The following is a 19791-nucleotide window of genomic DNA, read 5'->3' as shown; positions in this document are numbered from 1 at the left end:
TTTGCTGCACGCTCTGTCCTCATCCTGAGGAGCCGCACTTGGGCGGCGTCTCGAAGGATGCGTATTCGGCGCTGACTTCGCAGCCATCCTTCGAGACGCAGCGCCATCGGCGCTGCTCCTCAGGATGAGGACGGAGCGAAAGCGCCTACGCTGCCTTCTTGCTTTCCGCGAGACCCGCCAACGCGCGCAGGATTTCCGTCGCGCCTTCGAGGCGATCTTCCGGCGTGTCCCAGTCCTGCAGGAACACCACCTTCATGTCCGGGCGGACCTTGGCGGCCTGGCCGTATTGCTTGATGAAGAACACCAGCTTATCCGGCTGCGCGAAGGAGTTGTCGCGGAACGAGATGACGGCGCCCTTCGGACCGGCATCGACCTTCTCGACATTGGCGCGGCGGCAATAGGCCTTGATGGCGGCGATCTTGAACAGATAGCGCACCTCGTCGGGCAGCACGCCGAAACGGTCGCGCAGCTCTGCCGCGAAAGCTGCAATCTCGTCATCGGTCTCGAGATCGGCAAGCCGCCGATACAACGACAGCCGCACCGAGAGATCGGCAACAAAGTCGTCGGGGATCATCACCGGCATGCCGAGCGTGATCGTCGGCGACCACCTGTCGGCGATCGGCTCGGAGATGCCGGACTTGAGCGCCAGGATCGCTTCTTCCAGCATCGATTGATACAGCTCGAAGCCGACTTCCTTGATGTGGCCGGACTGTTCTTCGCCCAGCAGATTGCCGGCGCCGCGGATATCCAGATCGTGCGAGGCGAGCTGGAAGCCCGCGCCGAGGTTCTCGAGCGACTGCAGCACCTTCAGCCGGCGCTCCGCCTGACCCGTGATCTTGTGGGTCGACGGCAGCGTGAACAGCGCATAGGCGCGCAGTTTGGAGCGACCGACACGGCCACGGAGCTGATAGAGCTGCGCAAGACCGAACATGTCGGCACGGTGAATGATGAGCGTATTGGCGTTCGGAATGTCGAGGCCCGACTCCACGATCGTGGTCGACAGCAGGATATCGTATTTGCCGTCATAGAACGCCGACATGATGTCCTCGATGACGGTGGGCGCCATCTGGCCATGGGCAACGGCGACCTTCATCTCAGGCACGTGTTTGTCGAGGAAGTCCTTCACCTCGGCAAGATCGTCGATGCGCGGCACGACATAGAACGCCTGCCCACCACGATAGCGCTCGCGCAGCAGCGCTTCGCGGATCATCAGCGGATCATGCGGCGCCACGAAGGTGCGCACCGCCAAACGATCGACCGGCGCCGAGGCGATGATCGACAGGTCGCGCACGCCGGTCAGCGCCAACTGAAGCGTACGCGGGATCGGCGTTGCCGACAGCGTCAGCACATGAACATTGGCCCGGAGCTGCTTCAGCCGTTCCTTATGCGTCACGCCGAAGTGCTGCTCCTCGTCGACCACGACAAGGCCAAGATCCTTGAACTTGATGGACTTGCCGAGCAGCGCATGGGTGCCGACGACGATGTCGACCGAGCCGTCCGCGAGGCCTTTCTTGGTGGCGGTCAGTTCCTTCGGGGTCACGAGACGCGAGGCCTGCGCAACATTCACCGGGAAGCCGCGGAAACGCTCGGCGAAATTCTTGGCGTGCTGGCGCGCGAGCAGCGTGGTCGGCACGACCACCGCGACCTGCTTGCCTTCCATCGCGACGGCGAAGGTGGCGCGCATGGCCACTTCCGTCTTGCCGAAACCAACGTCGCCGCAGACGAGGCGGTCCATCGGCTTGCCATGTTCGAGATCGTGCAGCGCCGCGTTGATCGCGGTTTGCTGGTCCTCGGTCTCCTCATAGGGAAAGCGCGCGCAGAATTCGTCATACTGCTCCCGCGGCACGACGATCCGCTCGGTCTCGCGCAGATGCCGCTCGGCTGCGATCTTGATGAGTTCGCCGGCAATTTCCTGAATGCGGTTCTTGAGCTTGGCCTTGCGCGCCTGCCAGCCGGAGCCGCCGAGCTTGTCGAGCTCCACATTGGTCTGGTCGGAGCCGTAGCGCGACAGCAGCTCGATATTCTCGACCGGCAGAAACAGTTTGGTCTCGTTGGCATAGCGCAATTCGAGACAGTCATGTGGCGCGCCGCCAACCTGCAGCGTCTGCAGGCCGACGAAACGGCCGATGCCATGTTCGACATGGACGACGACGTCGCCGGCCGAGAGCGAGGTGACTTCCGAGATGAAGTTGTCGAGCTTGCGGCTCGCCTTACGCGGCCGCACCAGTCGGTCGCCGAGAATGTCCTGTTCGCTGATGACGGCGATCTGATCGGTTTCGAAACCGCTCTCCATGCCGACCACAGCCAGCATGGTCTCGTTGCGCGGCGTCGCCTGCACCACGCGCCAGGAATTCACCATCTGCTGGTTAAGCAGCTTGTGATCCTTCAGCATGCTGGCCATGCGGTCGCGCGAGCCTTCGCTCCACAGCGCGACGACGACCTTCTTGCGCTCCGCCTGCAGCGCCTGGATATGTGCGACAACGCGCTCGAACACGTTGACATTGGCGTCGGCACGTTCCGGCGCGAAGTTGCGGCCCTGCCGCGCTCCGGCATCGACGGCGCCTGCCGTGCCTTCCGGCAATGCGAAGGGCGACAGCCGCGCCAGCGCGATGTCTTCCAGCCGCTTGTGCCATTCGCTATCGGTCAGATAGAGCCGGTCCGGCGGCAGCGGCTTGTAGATCGCGCCGCCGCCCGGCGTGCCCATGACCTCGCGGCGGGCTTCGTAGTAGTCGCCGATCTGCTTGAAGCGTTCGGCGGCGGCATCCTCGCTCTGCGGCTCGATAGCAACCGGCGTGCCCGGCAGATAATCGAACAGCGTGTCCATGCGGTCCTGGAACAGCGGCAGCCAGTGCTCCATGCCGGGATGACGGCGGCCTTCGCTGACCGCTTCATAGAGCTGGTCGTCGCGCTCGGGGGCGCCGAACTGCGCGACATAGCCCATGCGGAAGCGGCGGATGGTTTCGGTGATGAGCTGGAATTCCGACACCGGCACCAGATCGAGCGCGCGCATGTCGAGCAGCGTGCGCTGGGTCTCGGCATCGAAGGTCCGGATCGATTCCAGACTGTCGCCGAAGAAGTCGAACCGCACCGGTTGATCGAGACCGGCCGGAAACAGATCGAGGATGCCGCCGCGCACGGCATATTCGCCGGGCTCCCGCACCGTACCCGAGCGGGTGTAGCCGTTGTGTTCGAGCCAGGCGACAATGGAGTCCATCGGCACCACATGGCCTGGCGCAACCGACAGCGCCTGCGCCGCCACCATCTCGCGGGCCGGCACGCGCTGCACGACGGCGTTGACCGTGGTCAGCACAATCATCGGCTTGTCGCTGCCGGTGAGGCGCGACAGCCGCGCCAGCGTGGTCATGCGATGCGCGAGAATGCCGCCATGGGGCGAGACGCGGTCGTAAGGCTGGCAGTCCCAGGCCGGGAATTGCAGCACCGGCAGATCCGGCGCGAAGAATTCCAGCGCGCGCGCGAGCTGCTGCATCCGCGGCCCGTCACGGCAGATCACGGTGAGGCTCACCGCCGGCGGCTTCGGCTTGGCCGCAACCGCGCGCGCCAGATCGGCGACGATCAGGCCCTCGGCGCCCTCGGCGACATTGGCAAAGGTCAGCGCACGGCCGGGCGCGAGCTGTGCGGCCGGCGAGGCAACGGGGGATTTCATAGAGGCTTGTCCAGATTCCGGAACTGCTTGATGCGCTCGAACAGCGGTGTGCGGTACTGCTCGTCCAATTGGGTATCGCCGACAAAGGCCGGATAAAGCTCGGGATCTTCGAGACCGATCAGGTCTTCGAGCTGCTTGAGTTCGAGGTCCGCCAGAATGCCGATCTCGGCATCCGCGAAGCGGCCCAGAATGAGATCCATCTCGCGCGTGCCGCGGTGCCAGCACCGGAACAGCAGCCGCTTGCGGCGGTCATCCAGGCCATTGCTCGATCGTGTCGTTCCCGTCATCTGTCCATCCCGCCCAAAGCCCGCAAACGCCAAAAGCCCGGACGTGCCGGGCAGGCTCATATAGCCCCCGCTTCCGCCCCTGTCAGCACCTCTTAACGCATTGCTTTCGCCTTGAAATGCATCCAACTCTCGCAAATACCGTGATCACCCTGCTGAACCCGAAGTCCTGAGTCGTTTTGATGCGCCCTGAAGTGCTCAATCCCCTGTTCGTCCCGGTCACCAGCATGTCCGGCATCGGGCCGAAGCAGGACAAGCTGCTGCGCTTCCTGCTGGACCGCGCCGAGACGCCGCGCATCGTCGATCTGCTGCTGCATCTGCCGGTCAGCGTGATCGACCGCCGCGACAGGCCGAAGATCAACGAGGCCGAGATCGGCGCCATGGTGACCCTCGAAGTCATCGTCGATCGCCATCGCGAGCCGCCGCCCGGCCGCGCACGTGCGCCGCATCTGGTCTATGCCCACGACGACACCGGCACGGTGATCCTGACCTATTTCCGGACATATCCGGGCCAGATCGAAAAGCTGCTGCCGGTTGGCGAGAAGCGTTATGTGTCCGGCACGACGCAGCTGTTCGACGGCATGCTGCAGATCACCCATCCCGACCGCGTGGTCGACGAGGAAGGCTTCGCCAAGCTCACGGGCATCGACGCGGTCTATCCGCTGACCCAGGGCCTCGCGATCACCTCGCTGCGCAAGGCCATCGCGCAGGCGCTGACGCGGCTGCCGGCGCTGCCGGAGTGGATCAGCCCGGAAGTCATCCGGCGCTGCAAATTCCCATCGCTGGCCGAGGCACTGCAGCGCGTCCATGTCCCGGTGGAGATCACCGATGTTCTGCCCGACCGCCCGTTCTGGTCGCGCCTCGCATTCGATGAACTGCTCGCCGGCCAACTCGCGCTGGCGCTGGTGCGCGCGCAACTCCGTCGTCCTGCCGGCGATCGCAATGCCGGCGATGGTCACATCCGCCACAGGATCATCGACGCCCTGCCCTATGCGCTGACACCATCGCAGCAGCAGGCCTCAGCGGCGATCGCCGATGATCTCACCAAGCCGCTGCGCATGCTACGGCTGCTGCAGGGCGATGTCGGCTCGGGCAAGACCGTCGTGGCGCTGCTGGCCGCCGCAGCCGTTGCGGAAGTCGGCAAGCAGGCCGCATTGATGGCCCCCACCGAAATCCTCGCACGCCAGCATATCAAGACCATCGCGCCGCTGGCCGAGCGCGCGGGCCTGCGCGTCGCCATCCTCACCGGCCGTGAGAAAGGCAGGGAGCGCAAGGATATCCTCGCGCGGCTGGCCGCCGGCGAGATCGACTTCATCGTCGGCACCCATGCGCTGATCCAGGACGATGTGGAATTCAAGGCACTCGCATTGGCCGTCGTCGACGAGCAGCATCGCTTCGGCGTCCGCGAACGTCTCTCGCTGACCAACAAGGGTAGCGCAGTCGATGTGCTGGTGCTCTCAGCCACGCCGATCCCGCGCACGCTGGTGCTGACTTACTTTGGCGACATGGACATTTCCGAGCTGCGCGAAAAGCCTGCGGGCCGCCAGCCGATCGAGACCCGCACCATGTCGGCGAGCCGGCTGCAGGAAGTCATCGACGGCATCGGCCGCGCGGTCGACAACGGCAAGCTGATCTACTGGATCGTGCCGCTGGTGGAAGAGTCCGAAATGGACGGCCCGAAACTCACCAATGCGGAAGAGCGCTTCGAGAGCCTGCAGCAGCGGTTCGGCGACAAGGTTGGAATCGTGCATGGCCGGATGAAAGGCGCCGAAAAGGATGCGGCGATGGCGCGCTTCGCTGCCGGCGAGACGCAGATCCTCGTCGCCACCACGGTGGTCGAGGTCGGCGTCGACGTGCCCGCCGCCACCATCATGGTGATCGAGAATGCCGAGCGTTTCGGCCTTGCGCAGTTGCACCAGCTGCGCGGCCGCATCGGACGTGGTTCGGAAGCATCAACATGCCTCTTGCTCTATCGCGAGCCGCTCGGCGAGATCGCCACCAAACGCCTCAAGGTCATCAAGGACTCCACTGACGGATTCCGGATCGCGGAGGAAGATCTCAAGCTGCGCGGCGAAGGCGACGTATTGGGAACGCGCCAGAGCGGCATGCCCGGCTTTCGCATCGCGCGGTCTGAGGTTCATGCGCAGCTCATCACGCAGGCCCGCGACGAGGCGCTGCGGATCCTGCAGGACAATCCGAAACTCACGGGCGAGCGCGGCGAGGCGCTGCGCTGCCTGCTGTATCTCTATGAACGCGATGAGGCGATCCCGCTGATCGGTGCGGGATAGCCGCTCCGGGATCAGCGACGTCGTTCCGTAACGTTGACGCAATGTTCCCCACCTAGGTTTCACCCTTGGCTTGAGGCGAAAGGTAGTTGTGTGCGCGTACTTCTCGTCGAGGATGAACCGGAAATGGCTGCGGCGCTCGCGGCCGCGCTCAAGGGCCACGATATGGTGGTCGACCGCGTGGCGACGATCGGCATGGCCGAAGAGGCCCTGCTCACCAGCAGCTATGGAGCCATCCTGCTCGATCGCCAGTTGCCCGATGGCGACGGGCTCTCGCTGATCCCCAGATTAAGAGCGAGTGGCGTGCAGGCGCCCGTCATCGTGTTAACGGCACGGGGCGACCTCGCCGATCGTGTGACGGGGCTGGACACCGGCGCGGACGACTATCTCGGCAAGCCATTTGCGATCGAGGAATTGTTGGCGCGGCTGCGCGCCGTGCTGCGCCGGCCAAGCGACATGCCTGCCGAAATCCTGCAACTCGGTCGCCTCGCCTACAGCGCCGAACATCGCCAGGCGAGCGTTGCCGGTGAGATCATGACTTTACCGCGTCGCGAATTGCTGGTGCTCGAAACGCTGCTGCGGCGCTCTGGCCGGACTGTCGCGCGATCAGCGCTCGAAGAAGCGGTCTACGGTTTCGACGACGAAATCCAGTCCAACGCCCTCGATACCCATGTCTCGCGCCTCCGCCGCAAACTGGCCGACGCCAGCGCGGGTGTGGAAATTCACGCCATTCGTGGCATCGGCTACCTGATCAAGCGCACACCATGACCCATGCGGATTGCAAATCCCTGCGGTGGCACCTGGTCAGTCGCCTTGTCGTCCTGCAGGCGCTGATGCTGACCGCGCTGGTGCTGACAGTCATCGTCGTCCTGTGGGCGACTGGATGCCTCGTCTCGCTGGAGCCCGAAGACGAAACCATCAGTGTTATCGAGAATGCTCTTACGCGCGATGCTGCGGGCGCCATTGCTATCCGCGAGACACCTGCATTGGTGCAGCAGCGCAGCATCATGCCCGAATTGTGGTTTGTCGTCAGGGACAAAGACGGCCACCGCGTCTCGCGAGGCAATGTGCCACCCGAATTCGCACGCATTGGCGATGCGCTGGACCAGGTCGGACAGGCCCGCCTCGGCTGGAACCTCGGCGATCCGCCCCGCCCAACAGCAAGGATGCGCTGGATCGATACCACAGGAGGACGCGTCCAGATCCTGACCGGCTCAGGGGGCATCGTGCCATGGCAGCGGCTCGTCCTCGCCATCACGACGATATTCCTGAGTGTAGTAGTGCCTACCTGCGCCATCATGGCTGTGACGACTCTGATTGCAACACCCATGGTCGTTCGACGCTCGCTAGTCGGCCTGGACCTCACGGCAGCGGAAGCCGAGCGCATCGACACGGACAAGCGCGGCGCGCGCCTCACTTTCGATCAGGTGCCCAAGGAAATCGTACCGCTGGTCATGGCTATCAACGACGCACTGCGCCGCCTCGACGACGGCTTCGATCGCCGCCAGCGTTTCCTGGTCGATGCCGCCCATGAATTGCGGACGCCGATTGCCATCCTGCAAACCCGGATCGAGTCGACCGAACCCGGACCGCATACTGCACGCTTACTTGAGGACGTCCGCCGTCTCTCCACACTCGCCGAACAGCTGCTGGACACCGAACGGTTGAAGCAGTCCGCCGCACCGCAGTCGGATATCGACCTCGTCGAGATCGCGCAGCATGTGACGTCGGATCTCGCGCCGCTCGCCATCGCAGCAGGATACGAGATCGCATTCGAGAGCAGTGTGAAACAGGCCCCCATGTCAGGGGATCAGGGAGCACTGGAGCGCGCCCTCGCGAACCTGATCCACAATGCGATCGAATATGGCGGACGTCGCGGAAAGATAGTCGTCAGCGTCACCGCGTCTTCGGTTTCGGTGACCGATGAAGGCCCCGGCATCCCGCTGAGCGATCGGGAACGCGTCTTCGAGCCGTTCTACCGGGTCAATAGCGGCTCCCGCGGCGCCGGCCTCGGACTCAATCTGGTTCGTGAAATCGTCCGTCTCCATGACGGCATGATCGATATTCAGGACGGACCGAATGGTGACACGCATGTCACCATGTTCTTCGGCGCGCGGCAGTCCCGACGCTAGCAGCGATACGCGTTGAATATGACCGGCGCTTTATTGCAGCGTCGAAGACATCACGTCATGTTCTCTCAATCTCCACTACACATACACGACACTGCCGACGACCGTCGGTGTCGATGCATTTGCAATGGATAGTTCACATGACCGCAAACGGCCTCCTGCTCTTCTTCCGATCGCTCGCATCGGCCCCCCGGACTGTCGGGGCAATTGCACCGTCCGGGTCTGCCCTCGCCAATATGATCACCCGCGAGATCAACGGCGCGACCGGCAAGGTGCTCGAACTCGGCCCCGGCACCGGCGTCTTTACGCAGGCACTGCTGAAGCAGGGCGTGAAGGAAGGCGATTTGACGCTCATCGAATATGGCTCGGACTTCATGCGCCTGCTGCAGCGACGATTTCCACACGCGCGCGTGCTGTGGATGGATGCTTCATGGATCGCGCCGCAGAACGTGTTCGAACGTGCTACGTTCGGCGCCGTTGTCAGCGGACTTCCGTTGCTGAACATGGCACAAAACAAGGTCGATGCGATCCTGGCCGGTGTTTTCAACAGCCTCCGGCCCGACGGTGTGATGTATCAGTTCACCTACGGGGTCCGCTGTCCGATCAGCCATCTGCAACTCCAGCAATTCGGCCTCGAAGCGTCCTGTGTCGGTCGCGTGCTGATGAACGTTCCGCCGGCTTCTGTCTATCGCATCACGCGGCGCCCGTCCGCCGTCCAGGTGGCGGAATGAGCGCGATAGCGACAGAACTCGCCGATCTTCTGATCAACTGCGTCCACATTGGTCCTGTCGGGATCATCGGACTTGGCATCGCCGAGAAACTGTTTCCGTTCGTGCCGTCTTACGTCGCGTTCGTGGTCATCGGCATCGTTGTCGCTGCGAAGCAGAGCGACCTTACATCGGCCATCCTCGCACTCGCGATCGGTTCAACGGCCGGTTCGCTGTGCTGGTATGGCGTCGGCCTGATCCTGGGAGAGCGGCGCAGCGTGACATTCGTGAAACGCTTCGGTCCCTATATCGGACTGACCCCTGCCCGCTATCAGCGGGCGGCAGATGCGTTTCAACGCAACCTCGTCCTGATCCTCGCACTCGGCCAGACGCTGCCCGTGATCCGGGTCTATATGGCTATACCCGCAGGGGTGCTCGGCGTGCCCCTCGCGCGATTTCTGCTGGGAACGTTTATCGGCAGCCTCGTATGGGCCGGACCACTGCTCACCCTCGGCTTCTGGATCGGAGACCACAATTCGGACCCCGCCTTTGCGGGGGTGATCGTCGTGGCTGCATTGATCGGGCTGGAAGCGCTGATCGTATGGGGCTGGCGCTGTTTCAAGCGGCGTAGATCACGACCCCGTCCGGCTGCCGGCTAGAATTTGACATGACCCAAACGGCCGTCCGAAGTGGGCCGGATCTTGGCTCGTCATTCCGGGGCTGGACGGACCGCGAAGCGGGCCGGACTGAGCCCGGAATCCCGGAATGTTTTGCGCTGAACATGCTGAGATTCCGGGTTCGCGTCCGGCAAGTGCCGGCCGCGCCCCGGAATGACAGCTTGGGGCGGCAGGGTCGCGCCTAAACATTTTTTCCTATCCTCCGTTGACAGCATCCCCACCTTGATTATATTCCCCTCCGTCCTGCCCCACCGAGAGGGGCGATCGCGATCGTCACGTTCGCGGGGTGGGATGCGGTGGACGCCGGAGATGCGGCGTTACGCGGTTCATGGGTGACGTCTGTCTTCGGGCAGGACGGATCTGCGCCAGCACTGCCACTGGCCAGAGACGGCCGATCTTGAGATGGACAGACTCCCTGGACAGTGTAACGGACGACCAAATCAAAACGCGTCCGGCCTAAGTGCTTGAGGCACCCTGTCCCTTCGCCTTCGGACTGTAATCTTGGTGATCGGGTCGTTCGCCATGGCAACGCGCAAGCAACCGAAAAAACACCGTATGCGGAACGTCGTGGCACTTGCCCCGCGTGTCCGAAAGTCCTGATGCACTAACCTTGCGGAAGACCGCATGGCATCAGGCCCAAGGGTGCAACGGGCACCCGGCGTTCCGCACGCCCTCTTTCAGGAGGGCGGGAATGCGACAGACGACGGCGCCCCGCGCCGCAAATAATGGGGGTGATGACGCATGTCTGAAGCGCAGTGGCTGTTTGACAGTTGAATCTGACGAACGTGACGCTCCGTCGCCACCCCGCACTCCGCCGTCATGCCCGGCGAATGCCGGGTATCCACGCCTTGGCGGCAAAGGAAGACGTGGATGGCCGGAACAAGTCCGGCCATGACGACAGACGGAGTTGAGCGTGAGTAGGATGAGTGAGTGCAGGCGCATCATGCCGGAGCGAAACCCATCGATCACGCGCCGCACGAAGACGGGCTCGCGCAGACGCTCACCTCATCCACAAAGCCGTGGCGCCTCAATCCACCTTCGCCGGCTCTTTCGGCGCGGGCGCATTCGCGACGCCCGCGGCCGTTGCCATCTGCGCCAATGCTGCGATCTTCTTCTGCGGATCGGAGCCCGGCTGCACCACGCCCGCAGACATGATCAGGGTCGCAGCAGCTTCGGCGGACATGTCGATATCGATGATCTTGCTCTTCGGCACATAGAAGAAGAAGCCGGTGGTCGGGTTCGGCGCGCAAGGCAGGAACACCGAGATGTGCTCCTCCTGTCCCGGCAGGCTATTGGCAACCTCGACACTCGGCGGCTGCGAGATCAGCACGATCGACCACATGCCCGGCGACGGAAACTCGACGAGACCCACCTTGCGGAAGCTCGATCCCGACCCCGAGAACAGCGTCTCGAACACCTGCTTCAAGCCGCGATAGATCGCACGCACCACCGGCATGCGATCAAGCAGTTTCTCGCCGAGATCGACCAGCGAACGACCGATCAGGTTGGCGGTAAGGAAACCCAACAGCGTCAGCGCCACGAAGGCGACAATCAGGCCGGAACCCGGAATGCCATAAGGCAGATATTGTTCGGGCCGATAGGCCTCCGGGACCAGCGGCCGCACGATGGCATCGACCCAGGTAACGAACCACCAGGTCAGGTAAAAGGTAATCGCGACCGGACCGGCAACGATCAGGCCGGTGAGGAAATAGTTGCGGATCCGGGCCATGAAGCCGCGCGGCGCCTCGGGCGGCGGGTCGCCAGCGGGCGGGGTCAGCGGCAAATCGGGGCGTTCCATCAGCGTTTCAAATCCATCTGGCGCGGCGCGCGAAACCGCGCCGCCAGTCCTTATGGGTATCCTAGCAGGATTTCGCCAGTGCGGGGGAAGCCACTTATGCGGCGTCAGGCGGCCAAACCGGCCGCCTGCGACAATCTTGCCGCCTCGCCGGCCTATTCTACCGTGACCGACTTGGCCAGATTGCGCGGCTGGTCGACGTCAGTGCCCATCACGACGGCGGTGTGATAGGCGAGCAACTGCACGGGCACGGCATAAACCAGCGGCGTGAAGGCTGCGTCCATGTCCGGCATCACAAGGGTCACCATGGAGTCCACGGTGGCCTCCTCCGCGCCCCTGGCATCGGTCATCAGAATGATGTTCCCGCCGCGCGCCGCGACCTCCTGCATGTTCGACACGGTCTTGTCGAACACCCGATCATGGGGCGCGATCACGACGACCGGCATGGTCTCGTCAATCAGCGCGATCGGACCATGCTTGAGTTCGCCGGCCGCATAGCCCTCGGCGTGGATGTAGGAGATTTCCTTCAGCTTCAGCGCGCCCTCCAGCGCCAGCGGATAGCTGGTGCCGCGGCCGAGATAGAGCACGTCCTTGGACTTGGCGATGTCGCGCGCCAGCTTCTCGATTGCAGCTTCGTGCGTCAGCGCATCGGCCATCAGGCGGGGGACTTTGACGAGACCATGGACCAGCTTTGCTTCGTCGGCGTCGGACAGTTCCCCGCGGGCCTTGCCGGCTGCGAGCGCAAGCGTCGCCAGCGCCATCAACTGGCAGGTGAAAGCCTTGGTCGAGGCGACGCCGATTTCCGGACCGGCCAGCGTCGGCATCACGGTCTCGCTCTCGCGGGCAATTGTCGAGGTCGTGACGTTGACGACAGCGAGCGTGTGCATGCCCTGCTCTTTGGCATAACGCAGCGCTGCCAGCGTATCGGCCGTCTCGCCAGACTGCGAGATGAAAATCGCCAGATCACCCTTGCGCACCGGTGCTTCGCGATAACGGAACTCAGAAGCCACATCGACTTCGACCGGCAGGCGCGCAAAGCGCTCGAACCAGTACTTCGCCACAAAGCCCGCATAGCTCGCGGTACCGCAAGCGGTGATCGAAATACGCTGGACGTCCTTGAAGTCGAACGGCAGCGTCATGGGCAGCGCCACGCGCTCGGTCGCCATATCGACATAACGCGTAAGCGTGTGACCGACGACTTCCGGCTGCTCGTGAATTTCCTTGGCCATGAAGTGGCGATAATTCGCCTTGTCGACCATGAAGGACGATGCGCCGGATTTCATCACGTCGCGCTTCACGACGGCGCCCTGCTCATCGTGAATTTCGGCGCCCTTGCGGGTCAGCACCACCCAGTCGCCGTCTTCGAGATAGCTGATATTGTCCGTGAACGGCGCCAGCGCAATTGCGTCGGAGCCGAGATACATCTCGCCGTCACCATAGCCGACCGCGAGCGGCGAGCCCTTGCGGGCGCCGATCATCAGGTTGTCGTGGTCCTTGAACACGAAGGCCAATGCGAACGCGCCCTTCAGACGCGGCAGCGCCTGCCTCACGGCATCGGCCGGCGATGCGCCCTTCTGCAGATAGGAGCTGACGAGATGCGCGACGACTTCGGTATCTGTCTCGCTGACGAATTTGGCGCCGCCCTTTTCGAGCTCGAGGCGCAATTCGCGGAAATTCTCGATGATGCCGTTATGCACGACCGCGACGCCTTCGGCGGCATGCGGATGCGCATTGGCTTCGGTCGGTTTGCCATGCGTCGCCCAGCGCGTGTGACCGATGCCGATATGACCTGCCAGCGGCGACTTGCCGAGCTTGGCTTCGAGATTCTTCAGCTTGCCTTCGGCGCGGCGGCGATCGATATGCGCGCCCTCCAGCGTGGCAACGCCGGCAGAATCGTAGCCGCGATATTCGAGGCGTTTGAGCGAGTCCACGATCTGGTCAGCAACCGGACCGCGTCCCAAAATTCCGACGATTCCGCACATGCGGTGTATCTCTCCAAGTGGTATCAAATTGCCCAGAAAATCTGGAACTCTCTTAGCGAGAATCGCAAATCGACTGTTACTCAATAATTATTGCCGATTGAGACAAGTTACCGCGGTTACGCAGTCATTTTGCCCGACGCGTTTAACAAACCATCAACGTGTTTGCGGAAGCATCTACGCCTGACCGGAGTAGACATCCATGTGGGAGGAGCGAGACCCGAGAGCCCCCCGATCAATCGCCGGATCACGGCTGCGACATGTCGAGATGTCGCAGAGTAAACTGGCGCATTGGCCGCCGCCGCAGCGCGATATTGCGGTGAAACCGCATGTCGCCGAGCCCCATACGCCGCAGGAAGAAATCGTCGCCAAGCGCCCGATCCGCCGTGGCTGGCATCTGAAGACCCCGGTGACCTGACGTTACCGGGAACACCGCGCGCTCACTTCGGCTTCTTGTTCGCCGCGTTCTTGTCGCGGAAGCGCTTGCCCCAGCCTTCCTTCGTCGACACTTCGTTGCGCTCTACCGCAAGCGCGTCGTCCGGCACGTCGCGGGTAATCACCGAGCCCGAACCGATGTAGGCGCCGGCACCGATCTTCACCGGTGCGACCAGCGACGAATTCGAACCGACAAAGGCGCCGGCGCCGATGATCGTCTTGCTCTTGTTGAAGCCGTCGTAATTGCAGGTGATGGTGCCCGCGCCGATATTGGCGCCGGTGCCAATATGCGTGTCGCCGACATAGGTCAGGTGGTTGACCTTCACGCCCGCTTCCAGGATGGCCGCCTTGGCCTCGACGAAGTTGCCGATGCGCGCGCCCTCGCCGACCGACGTTCCCGGCCGAATGCGCGCGTAAGGACCGATCGAGGTCTTCTTGCCGATGGCCGCCTGCACGATATGCGAGAAGGCGTGAATGACGGCACCGTCGGCAATGCTGACGCCGGGCCCGATCACCACATACTGTTCGATGGTGACGTCATTGCCGAACGTCGTATCGGCCGCGAGATGCACGGTCTCCGGCGCGACAATGGTCACGCCCGCATCGAGCGCAGCCTTGCGCAGCCGCGCCTGCATGATCGCTTCGGCTTCCGCGAGCTGCGCCTTGGTGTTGATGCCGCGGACTTCATCCTCGCTCGTCTCGATCACGCTCGCCCGCAAGCCCATGCTGCGCACGATCTCGACGGCATCGGTGAGATAGTATTCGCCCTTGCTGTTGGACGTGCCGATCTGCTCGATGATGGTGAGCGCGGTTTTGCCGGAGAATGCCATCACGCCGGCATTGCAGAGATCTACCTGGCGTTCGGCCGGTGTGGCATCCGCATGTTCACGGATCGCGACCAGTTGGTCGCCTTCAACCAGCAGCCGGCCATAACCGGTCGGATCGGCCGCGCGAAAACCGAGCACGGTCAGCGCAGCGCCTGCCGCCAAGGGCGCACGCAAACGCTCGAACGTCTCGGCTGAAATCAGCGGCGTGTCGCCGAAGGCGATCAGCAGATCGTCCGCACCTTTTGCAATGGCGTCCTTTGCCGCCAGCACGGCATGGGCGGTGCCAAGACGTTCGTGCTGAACGAATGTTGCGGCATCGGGCCGCACACGCTTCGCTTCATCCGCCACATCCTGGCGGTCGGGACCGACAACGACGGCCAGCGCAGAGCCTGCGCCATGAGGCGCCGCCGCGAGCACATGGCCCAGCAGCGACTGGCTGGCGACCTGATGCAGCACTTTCGGCGTCGAGGACCGCATCCGCGTTCCCTCGCCGGCCGCGAGCACGATGGTGAGGCTGGTTCTGCCCGTCATCCGAATCCCCGTTATGGCGGCGCCCGTGCGCCGCGGCCGTCATAGAGCGTTTTAGCAAAATGTGGAAACCCGGTTTAGCGCGCCATATGGCCCGACAACCTCAGGTTCCCAACCGGTTTCCTGATAATGTTGAACTGTGATTCGCAGGGGCGATGGGGCGACGCAGACGTCGAATGGCGGATAAGCACGACAAGTGGGCCGATACGCTCTCAGCCGAGCATAGCGGCTGGCTGACCGGATTTCTGGCTGAGGAAGACAAAATCGACCGCCGCATGATGTGGCGGCTGGGCTCCTGGGGCGTTGCCGCCGTGGGCGCGGTGGTGGTTGCCATTCTGGCCAGCCAGTCGCAGGTCCAGTTGCGCCGCGATCAGGTCGCCACATCCGAGACCTTTGCGCGGCAGGCCCAGCAGATCCAGCTCGTCGCCAAGGAAACCCAGGTCGAGGCCCGCCGCCTGACGCTGGCCATTGAGACGCTCAACAGCGATCGCGACCGGCTCTACGCGCGCGTCACCTCGGTCGAACAGGGGCTGGATTCAGTCACCGGATCGATCAAGCGCCAGACCAATCCAACACCGACAGCCGCCACAACGACGCCGGCACCAGCGCCGCAGCCACCTGCCACCGCATCCGTCGTTGCCCCGTCCGCAGTCACCGCCGAGCCAAAGCCCGCGGCAGAGCTTCCGAGCATTCCATCGACGCCGGTCATCGGTCCCGTGGCCGCCGTCACGCCGCCTGCCGAGACGACGCCCGCCAAACCGGCGCAAACGGTGGTTTCCAACAGCCCGCCGGCCCCGACCCCGCTCGTTACCTGGAAATCGATGACGGCGCCGCCCGATGCCACCGCCGCCAAATTGAGCGAGTCGGTGCCTGCCGTTGAACCTTCGGCGGCCCCAGAGATCACTGCATCGGTCCAACCTGCTGCTGTGACCGAACCGGCACCTGCAGCTATCGAGGCCGTGGCGACGCCGGTTGCCCGCACCGAATTCGGCGTCGATATCGGCGGCGCCAATTCAGTGGATGGCCTGCGCGCAATCTGGCGCGGCATGTCCAAATCCCGTGTGCTGAACGGACTTCGTCCGATCATGATGGTCAAGGAGCGCCCCACCGGACTTGGCATGCAACTGCGCCTCGTCGCCGGCCCACTCAGCGATGCTGCAGCCGCCGCGAAGATCTGCGCCGCCCTGACCGAGAGCAGCCGCCCCTGCGAGACGTCGATCTTCGATGGTCAGCGCCTTGCCATGAAGGCCGAGACGGCGCCCGCAGAAGCTGCGCCTGCACCAGCCAGGCCGGCGCAACGCAGGCGCGCCGCGCCCAAGCCACAGGAACGTACCGAACAAGCGCCGCCGCCCAAGCCCGTGGAAGAAGTTGCGCCGCCGAAGCCGCAATCGTCGCTGACCTCGTTCCTGGGTCTGCGTTAAGGACCAAAAGATCAGATTTTCAATCTCTTGGCGCGCGCGGCTAAAGTGCTATCTAGGTCCGACCTCTCACCGCGACCGCATGCCGGGTTGTTCCGCGCCGCATTTTGAACCATGGTTTCCGCATGAAAAAAGATCCGTTCAAACTCACCGCCCGTCAGGTGCAATGGCTTCTCATCGTCGGCTTTCTGTCCGTCGGCTACGCCATCTATCTGCGCTATCTCGCCATCGAATTGTCGACGACGGCGCTCGCCTGCGATGCCGGCCTCCAGAGCGCCCTGTGCAAGAGCCGGCTGGTGATGACCTATCTGTTCAAGAACTCGGTGTTCGGGATCGCCGCGATCGTCATCGCGGTGCTGAACCTGCTGCGGCCATCGATCGTGTTGATCACCGGCGCGCTGATCGCAGCCGGTTTCGGGATCGTGCTCTATAACGTTGCCCTGTCAGGCATCGCCGTCGGCCTGCTTATTCTGGGCTTTGCGCGGCCCGCGCCCGCCACAGCGTGAAGCCGAACAGCAAATAGATCGCACAGGTCCACAGCGACTGCCAGTTATCCGGCCCTTCATTGAAGCCGATATACAGGGCCGACAGCACGAGCAGTCCGGCGAACGCCGACTCGGCGATCGGCCGTACACCTTCCTGCGGACGGTTGACGACCATCAGTCCTGCAAACGGCACGACCGCCATGGTCAGCGCCGCGAACGGAAAGTCGCGGTAACGCGGATCGAACACGAAGCCGAGCGCGGTCTCGGCGCCGATCAGCACGGCCACAGCCAGCGTAATCCCAAGCAGAACTGTCGATACCGATCGGGTCAGGAACCGGCTGGGTCCAACCAGTTCGAGGAAGGTCGGCAGCGAGCGGCCGGACATCGTCGCATAGGCGCACAGCAGCGGCGACGCGACACCGGCGGCCATTAGCGCGCTCCACTGGATCCAGCGGCCGACGCCATAGCTTTCATAGATCAGCTTGTCTGCGGCAACGCCCAGCAGGACGCCGGCCACCGTGGCCGATACGGCAACGGTCAGCCAGGCCGACAGACGCGGCGACCATGGCCGCCGGCGAAGCGTCAACATGCCCGTCACGAAAACCAGGAAGCTCAGCCCCATGCCGAGCCCCATCTGCAGCTTCCACGACGGATAATTGGTAATCGGAACGCCCGGTGGATACTTCAATTCACGCGGCTGATCGTAGATCAGGCCCCAATAGCCGCCGACTGTACCTTCAAGATCGCGCTTCCAAGGCTGGTCATAGGCTTCGATCAGATTGACACGGAAATCCTCGCGCTTCGCCAGATCGAGGATTTCGGACACGACCCGTGCCTGATTGGTGCGCGATGGCAACGCGCCATCGCGCATCCGCCCGGCGCTCGGCCAACCTGTTTCGCCGATCAGGATTTCCTTGGATGGAAACGCCACGGCGACACGCTTGCGGATCGAATCCACATGGGCGGCGGCGCTCTTCGCGCGAATCGGGAAGTCCTCCCAATAGGGCAGGATGTGGATCGTGACGAAATCGACCGCGTCATAGATCTCGCGATTCTTCAGCCAGAATTCCCAGACATCGGCATAGGTCACGGGGATCTTGCCGACCTGCGCCTTCACCGAGCGGATATTGCCGACGAGATCGGCAGCCGTCATCTCGCCGCGCAACAGCACTTCGTTGCCGACGACCACACTGCTGATCACGTTCGGAAAGCGCTTGGTGAGGTCCACGACGCCGGCGATCTGCGCCAGATTCTTGAGCCGGTTGCTCCCGAGCCAGACGCCCTGAATGACCTTCAGTCCGACCTTGCCGGCCAGTTCCGGCACCTGGTCGAGGCCGTTATCGATGGAATAGGTCCGCACGCATTTGGTGATCTGCGCCAGTTGCGCCATGTCCTGGGCAATCTGGCTGGCGGGAATGATGGCGGTCGAGTTCAGCGGCGTCTGCTCGCCGCGGAACGGCGCGTAGGAGACGCATTCCAGTTTGGCGGCGGGATCGATCGGCGCGCGCACCAGCGTGACCGGCGTGGCCAGCCACCACCAAACCGCTGCGATCGTACCAAGGGAAAGGATGAGAAGCGCCAGCGGCGTGCGGGTGGAAATTGGTTCCGTCCTCCAAAGTCGTCCGTCGATTAGCCGGTCATCGCCAATCTGCCAAGTGCGTCATGCCGGCAATCACGGACTTGTCGACCCGACACGCCCACGAAAATCAGACAAACTTCCGGCGTTGCTGGACAAAATCAAAAATGTCCGTCATGGGATTCAGCCGTGGTCGCCGCCGTATTGGGGGCCCATTTGAACGGCATCTGGCGAGGGCGTCAGAACTGCCTGGCAGCCAACTTATCGGGGACTTTATGCGTCGACTGGTGTTCGGGTTCCAATCTGCGGTTCTGCGTTGTCTCGCCGTTCCAGGCCTTGCCCTTCTGCTGGGTGTTGGCTGCGCCCTGGCCCAGAGCGGCCCGGTTCGCGCACAGGATCAGAAGCCTGCGGCAAATGCGCCCGTGACGCCTGCCGACGTTGCCCGTGAAAGCCAGAAGAAATCCGACGAATTCGTCGAGGCGACCCAGGCGATCAATGGTCCCGCCGGCAATCCTGAATGCGTCTGGCTTGGCCGCCGCGTCGTGGTGCTGATGTGGCGCGACGATCTCGACACCGCGTTCCGCCACCTCGACCTCTACGACCGATTCGGCTGCCCCGGCGGTCATGTGCAGGCGACATTCCGCTGCCTGGTCAAATTCGGCCCGCTGATCGATCCGAAAATTGCGGACAGTCTCAACAGCCGCGTCCATGGCTGCTGGATCAATCCGAACGCGCAGCCGCAGCCTGCCGCGCTGAGCCAGCCGGCGACGCCTGCGCCTGCCGGTGGCGGCGCCGCAGCGCCGGCGGCTACTCCGCAGCCGGACGCCAAACCGCCCGCTGAAGCGCCGAAGTAACGCGGCGCGCACCGTTCAGACAGCATTCAGCTGGCGGCGTATAATCGCGTCTGAACAAGCTGCCGCCCTCAAAAGGCCACGGCAGCGTATGAGTTGTTAATTCGTGTGGCGGATATAGTCTCCGTTACCGCTGTACTGGTCGGACCTC

At 63.4% G+C, this 19791-nt stretch carries 15 protein-coding genes; 9 read left to right on the top strand and 6 right to left on the bottom strand.

What is annotated here, in order from left to right; translation table 11 throughout:
• Positions 1-145: 145 nt before the first annotated feature.
• On the bottom strand, positions 146-3664 hold the full coding sequence (mfd, locus tag AB8A27_RS09875) for a transcription-repair coupling factor (RefSeq protein ID WP_441241745.1): 3519 nt from the start codon (positions 3662-3664) through the stop codon (positions 146-148).
• Positions 3661-3951, bottom strand: a complete 291-nt coding sequence (locus tag AB8A27_RS09870) for an FAD assembly factor SdhE (protein WP_371422466.1) — start codon at positions 3949-3951, stop codon at positions 3661-3663. Before AB8A27_RS09870 ends, mfd begins: the two co-directional genes overlap by 4 nt.
• A 179-nt stretch (positions 3952-4130) precedes the next feature.
• Here AB8A27_RS09870 and recG point away from each other — a divergent pair, with 179 nt between their 5' ends.
• The 5 genes from recG (at position 4131) to AB8A27_RS09845 (ending at position 9728) form a co-directional block, all read left to right on the top strand.
• Positions 4131-6236, top strand: coding sequence for an ATP-dependent DNA helicase RecG (recG, locus tag AB8A27_RS09865; RefSeq protein ID WP_441241744.1), 2106 nt, complete (start codon positions 4131-4133; stop codon positions 6234-6236).
• A gap of 90 nt (positions 6237-6326) precedes the next feature.
• Entirely contained in the window at positions 6327-7001 is a 675-nt protein-coding gene (locus tag AB8A27_RS09860; protein ID WP_441241743.1) for a response regulator, read from the top strand.
• On the top strand, positions 6998-8365 hold the full coding sequence (locus AB8A27_RS09855; RefSeq protein WP_441241742.1) for a sensor histidine kinase: 1368 nt from the start codon (positions 6998-7000) through the stop codon (positions 8363-8365). Before AB8A27_RS09860 ends, AB8A27_RS09855 begins: the two co-directional genes overlap by 4 nt.
• Before the next feature lie 137 nt (positions 8366-8502).
• Positions 8503-9093, top strand: coding sequence for a class I SAM-dependent methyltransferase (locus AB8A27_RS09850; protein ID WP_441241741.1), 591 nt, complete (start codon positions 8503-8505; stop codon positions 9091-9093).
• A complete protein-coding gene (locus AB8A27_RS09845; protein WP_441241740.1) occupies positions 9090-9728 on the top strand; it encodes a DedA family protein in 639 nt (212 codons plus the stop codon). Before AB8A27_RS09850 ends, AB8A27_RS09845 begins: the two co-directional genes overlap by 4 nt.
• A 1045-nt stretch (positions 9729-10773) precedes the next feature.
• Here AB8A27_RS09845 and AB8A27_RS09840 read toward each other — a convergent pair.
• Positions 10774-11547 (bottom strand): DUF502 domain-containing protein, encoded by a 774-nt coding sequence (locus AB8A27_RS09840; RefSeq protein WP_441244868.1) that lies wholly within the window; start codon positions 11545-11547, stop codon positions 10774-10776.
• Positions 11548-11696: 149 nt separating this feature from the next.
• Positions 11697-13523, bottom strand: coding sequence for a glutamine--fructose-6-phosphate transaminase (isomerizing) (glmS, locus tag AB8A27_RS09835; protein WP_441241739.1), 1827 nt, complete (start codon positions 13521-13523; stop codon positions 11697-11699).
• Between the two features lie 265 nt (positions 13524-13788).
• Between glmS and AB8A27_RS09830 the strand changes: the two genes are divergently transcribed.
• A complete protein-coding gene (locus AB8A27_RS09830) occupies positions 13789-13938 on the top strand; it encodes a hypothetical protein (protein WP_158550328.1) in 150 nt (49 codons plus the stop codon).
• Between the two features lie 22 nt (positions 13939-13960).
• Here AB8A27_RS09830 and glmU read toward each other — a convergent pair whose 3' ends face one another.
• Positions 13961-15313 (bottom strand): bifunctional UDP-N-acetylglucosamine diphosphorylase/glucosamine-1-phosphate N-acetyltransferase GlmU, encoded by a 1353-nt coding sequence (glmU, locus tag AB8A27_RS09825; RefSeq protein WP_441241738.1) that lies wholly within the window; start codon positions 15311-15313, stop codon positions 13961-13963.
• Between the two features lie 173 nt (positions 15314-15486).
• On the opposite strand from glmU, the gene AB8A27_RS09820 reads away from it, so the two are divergent.
• On the top strand, positions 15487-16731 hold the full coding sequence (locus AB8A27_RS09820; RefSeq protein WP_441241737.1) for a hypothetical protein: 1245 nt from the start codon (positions 15487-15489) through the stop codon (positions 16729-16731).
• 122 nt (positions 16732-16853) lie between these two features.
• Positions 16854-17234 (top strand): hypothetical protein, encoded by a 381-nt coding sequence (locus AB8A27_RS09815; protein WP_115028714.1) that lies wholly within the window; start codon positions 16854-16856, stop codon positions 17232-17234.
• On the opposite strand, the gene AB8A27_RS09810 is transcribed toward AB8A27_RS09815, so the two are convergent.
• Positions 17194-18843, bottom strand: a complete 1650-nt coding sequence (locus tag AB8A27_RS09810; protein ID WP_441244867.1) for a glycoside hydrolase family 17 protein — start codon at positions 18841-18843, stop codon at positions 17194-17196. The two genes, AB8A27_RS09815 and AB8A27_RS09810, sit on opposite strands and share 41 nt — an antisense overlap.
• A gap of 221 nt (positions 18844-19064) precedes the next feature.
• Between AB8A27_RS09810 and AB8A27_RS09805 the strand changes: the two genes are divergently transcribed.
• Entirely contained in the window at positions 19065-19643 is a 579-nt protein-coding gene (locus AB8A27_RS09805) for a beta-1-3, beta-1-6-glucan biosynthesis protein (protein WP_092142692.1), read from the top strand.
• Positions 19644-19791 lie beyond the last annotated feature (148 nt).

It is taken from the genome of Tardiphaga sp. 768_D3_N2_1 (assembly GCF_052076105.1).
In the GTDB taxonomy this organism is placed as follows: Bacteria; Pseudomonadota; Alphaproteobacteria; order Rhizobiales; family Xanthobacteraceae; genus Tardiphaga.
This window is presented reverse-complemented; position numbering and strand designations above follow the sequence as displayed.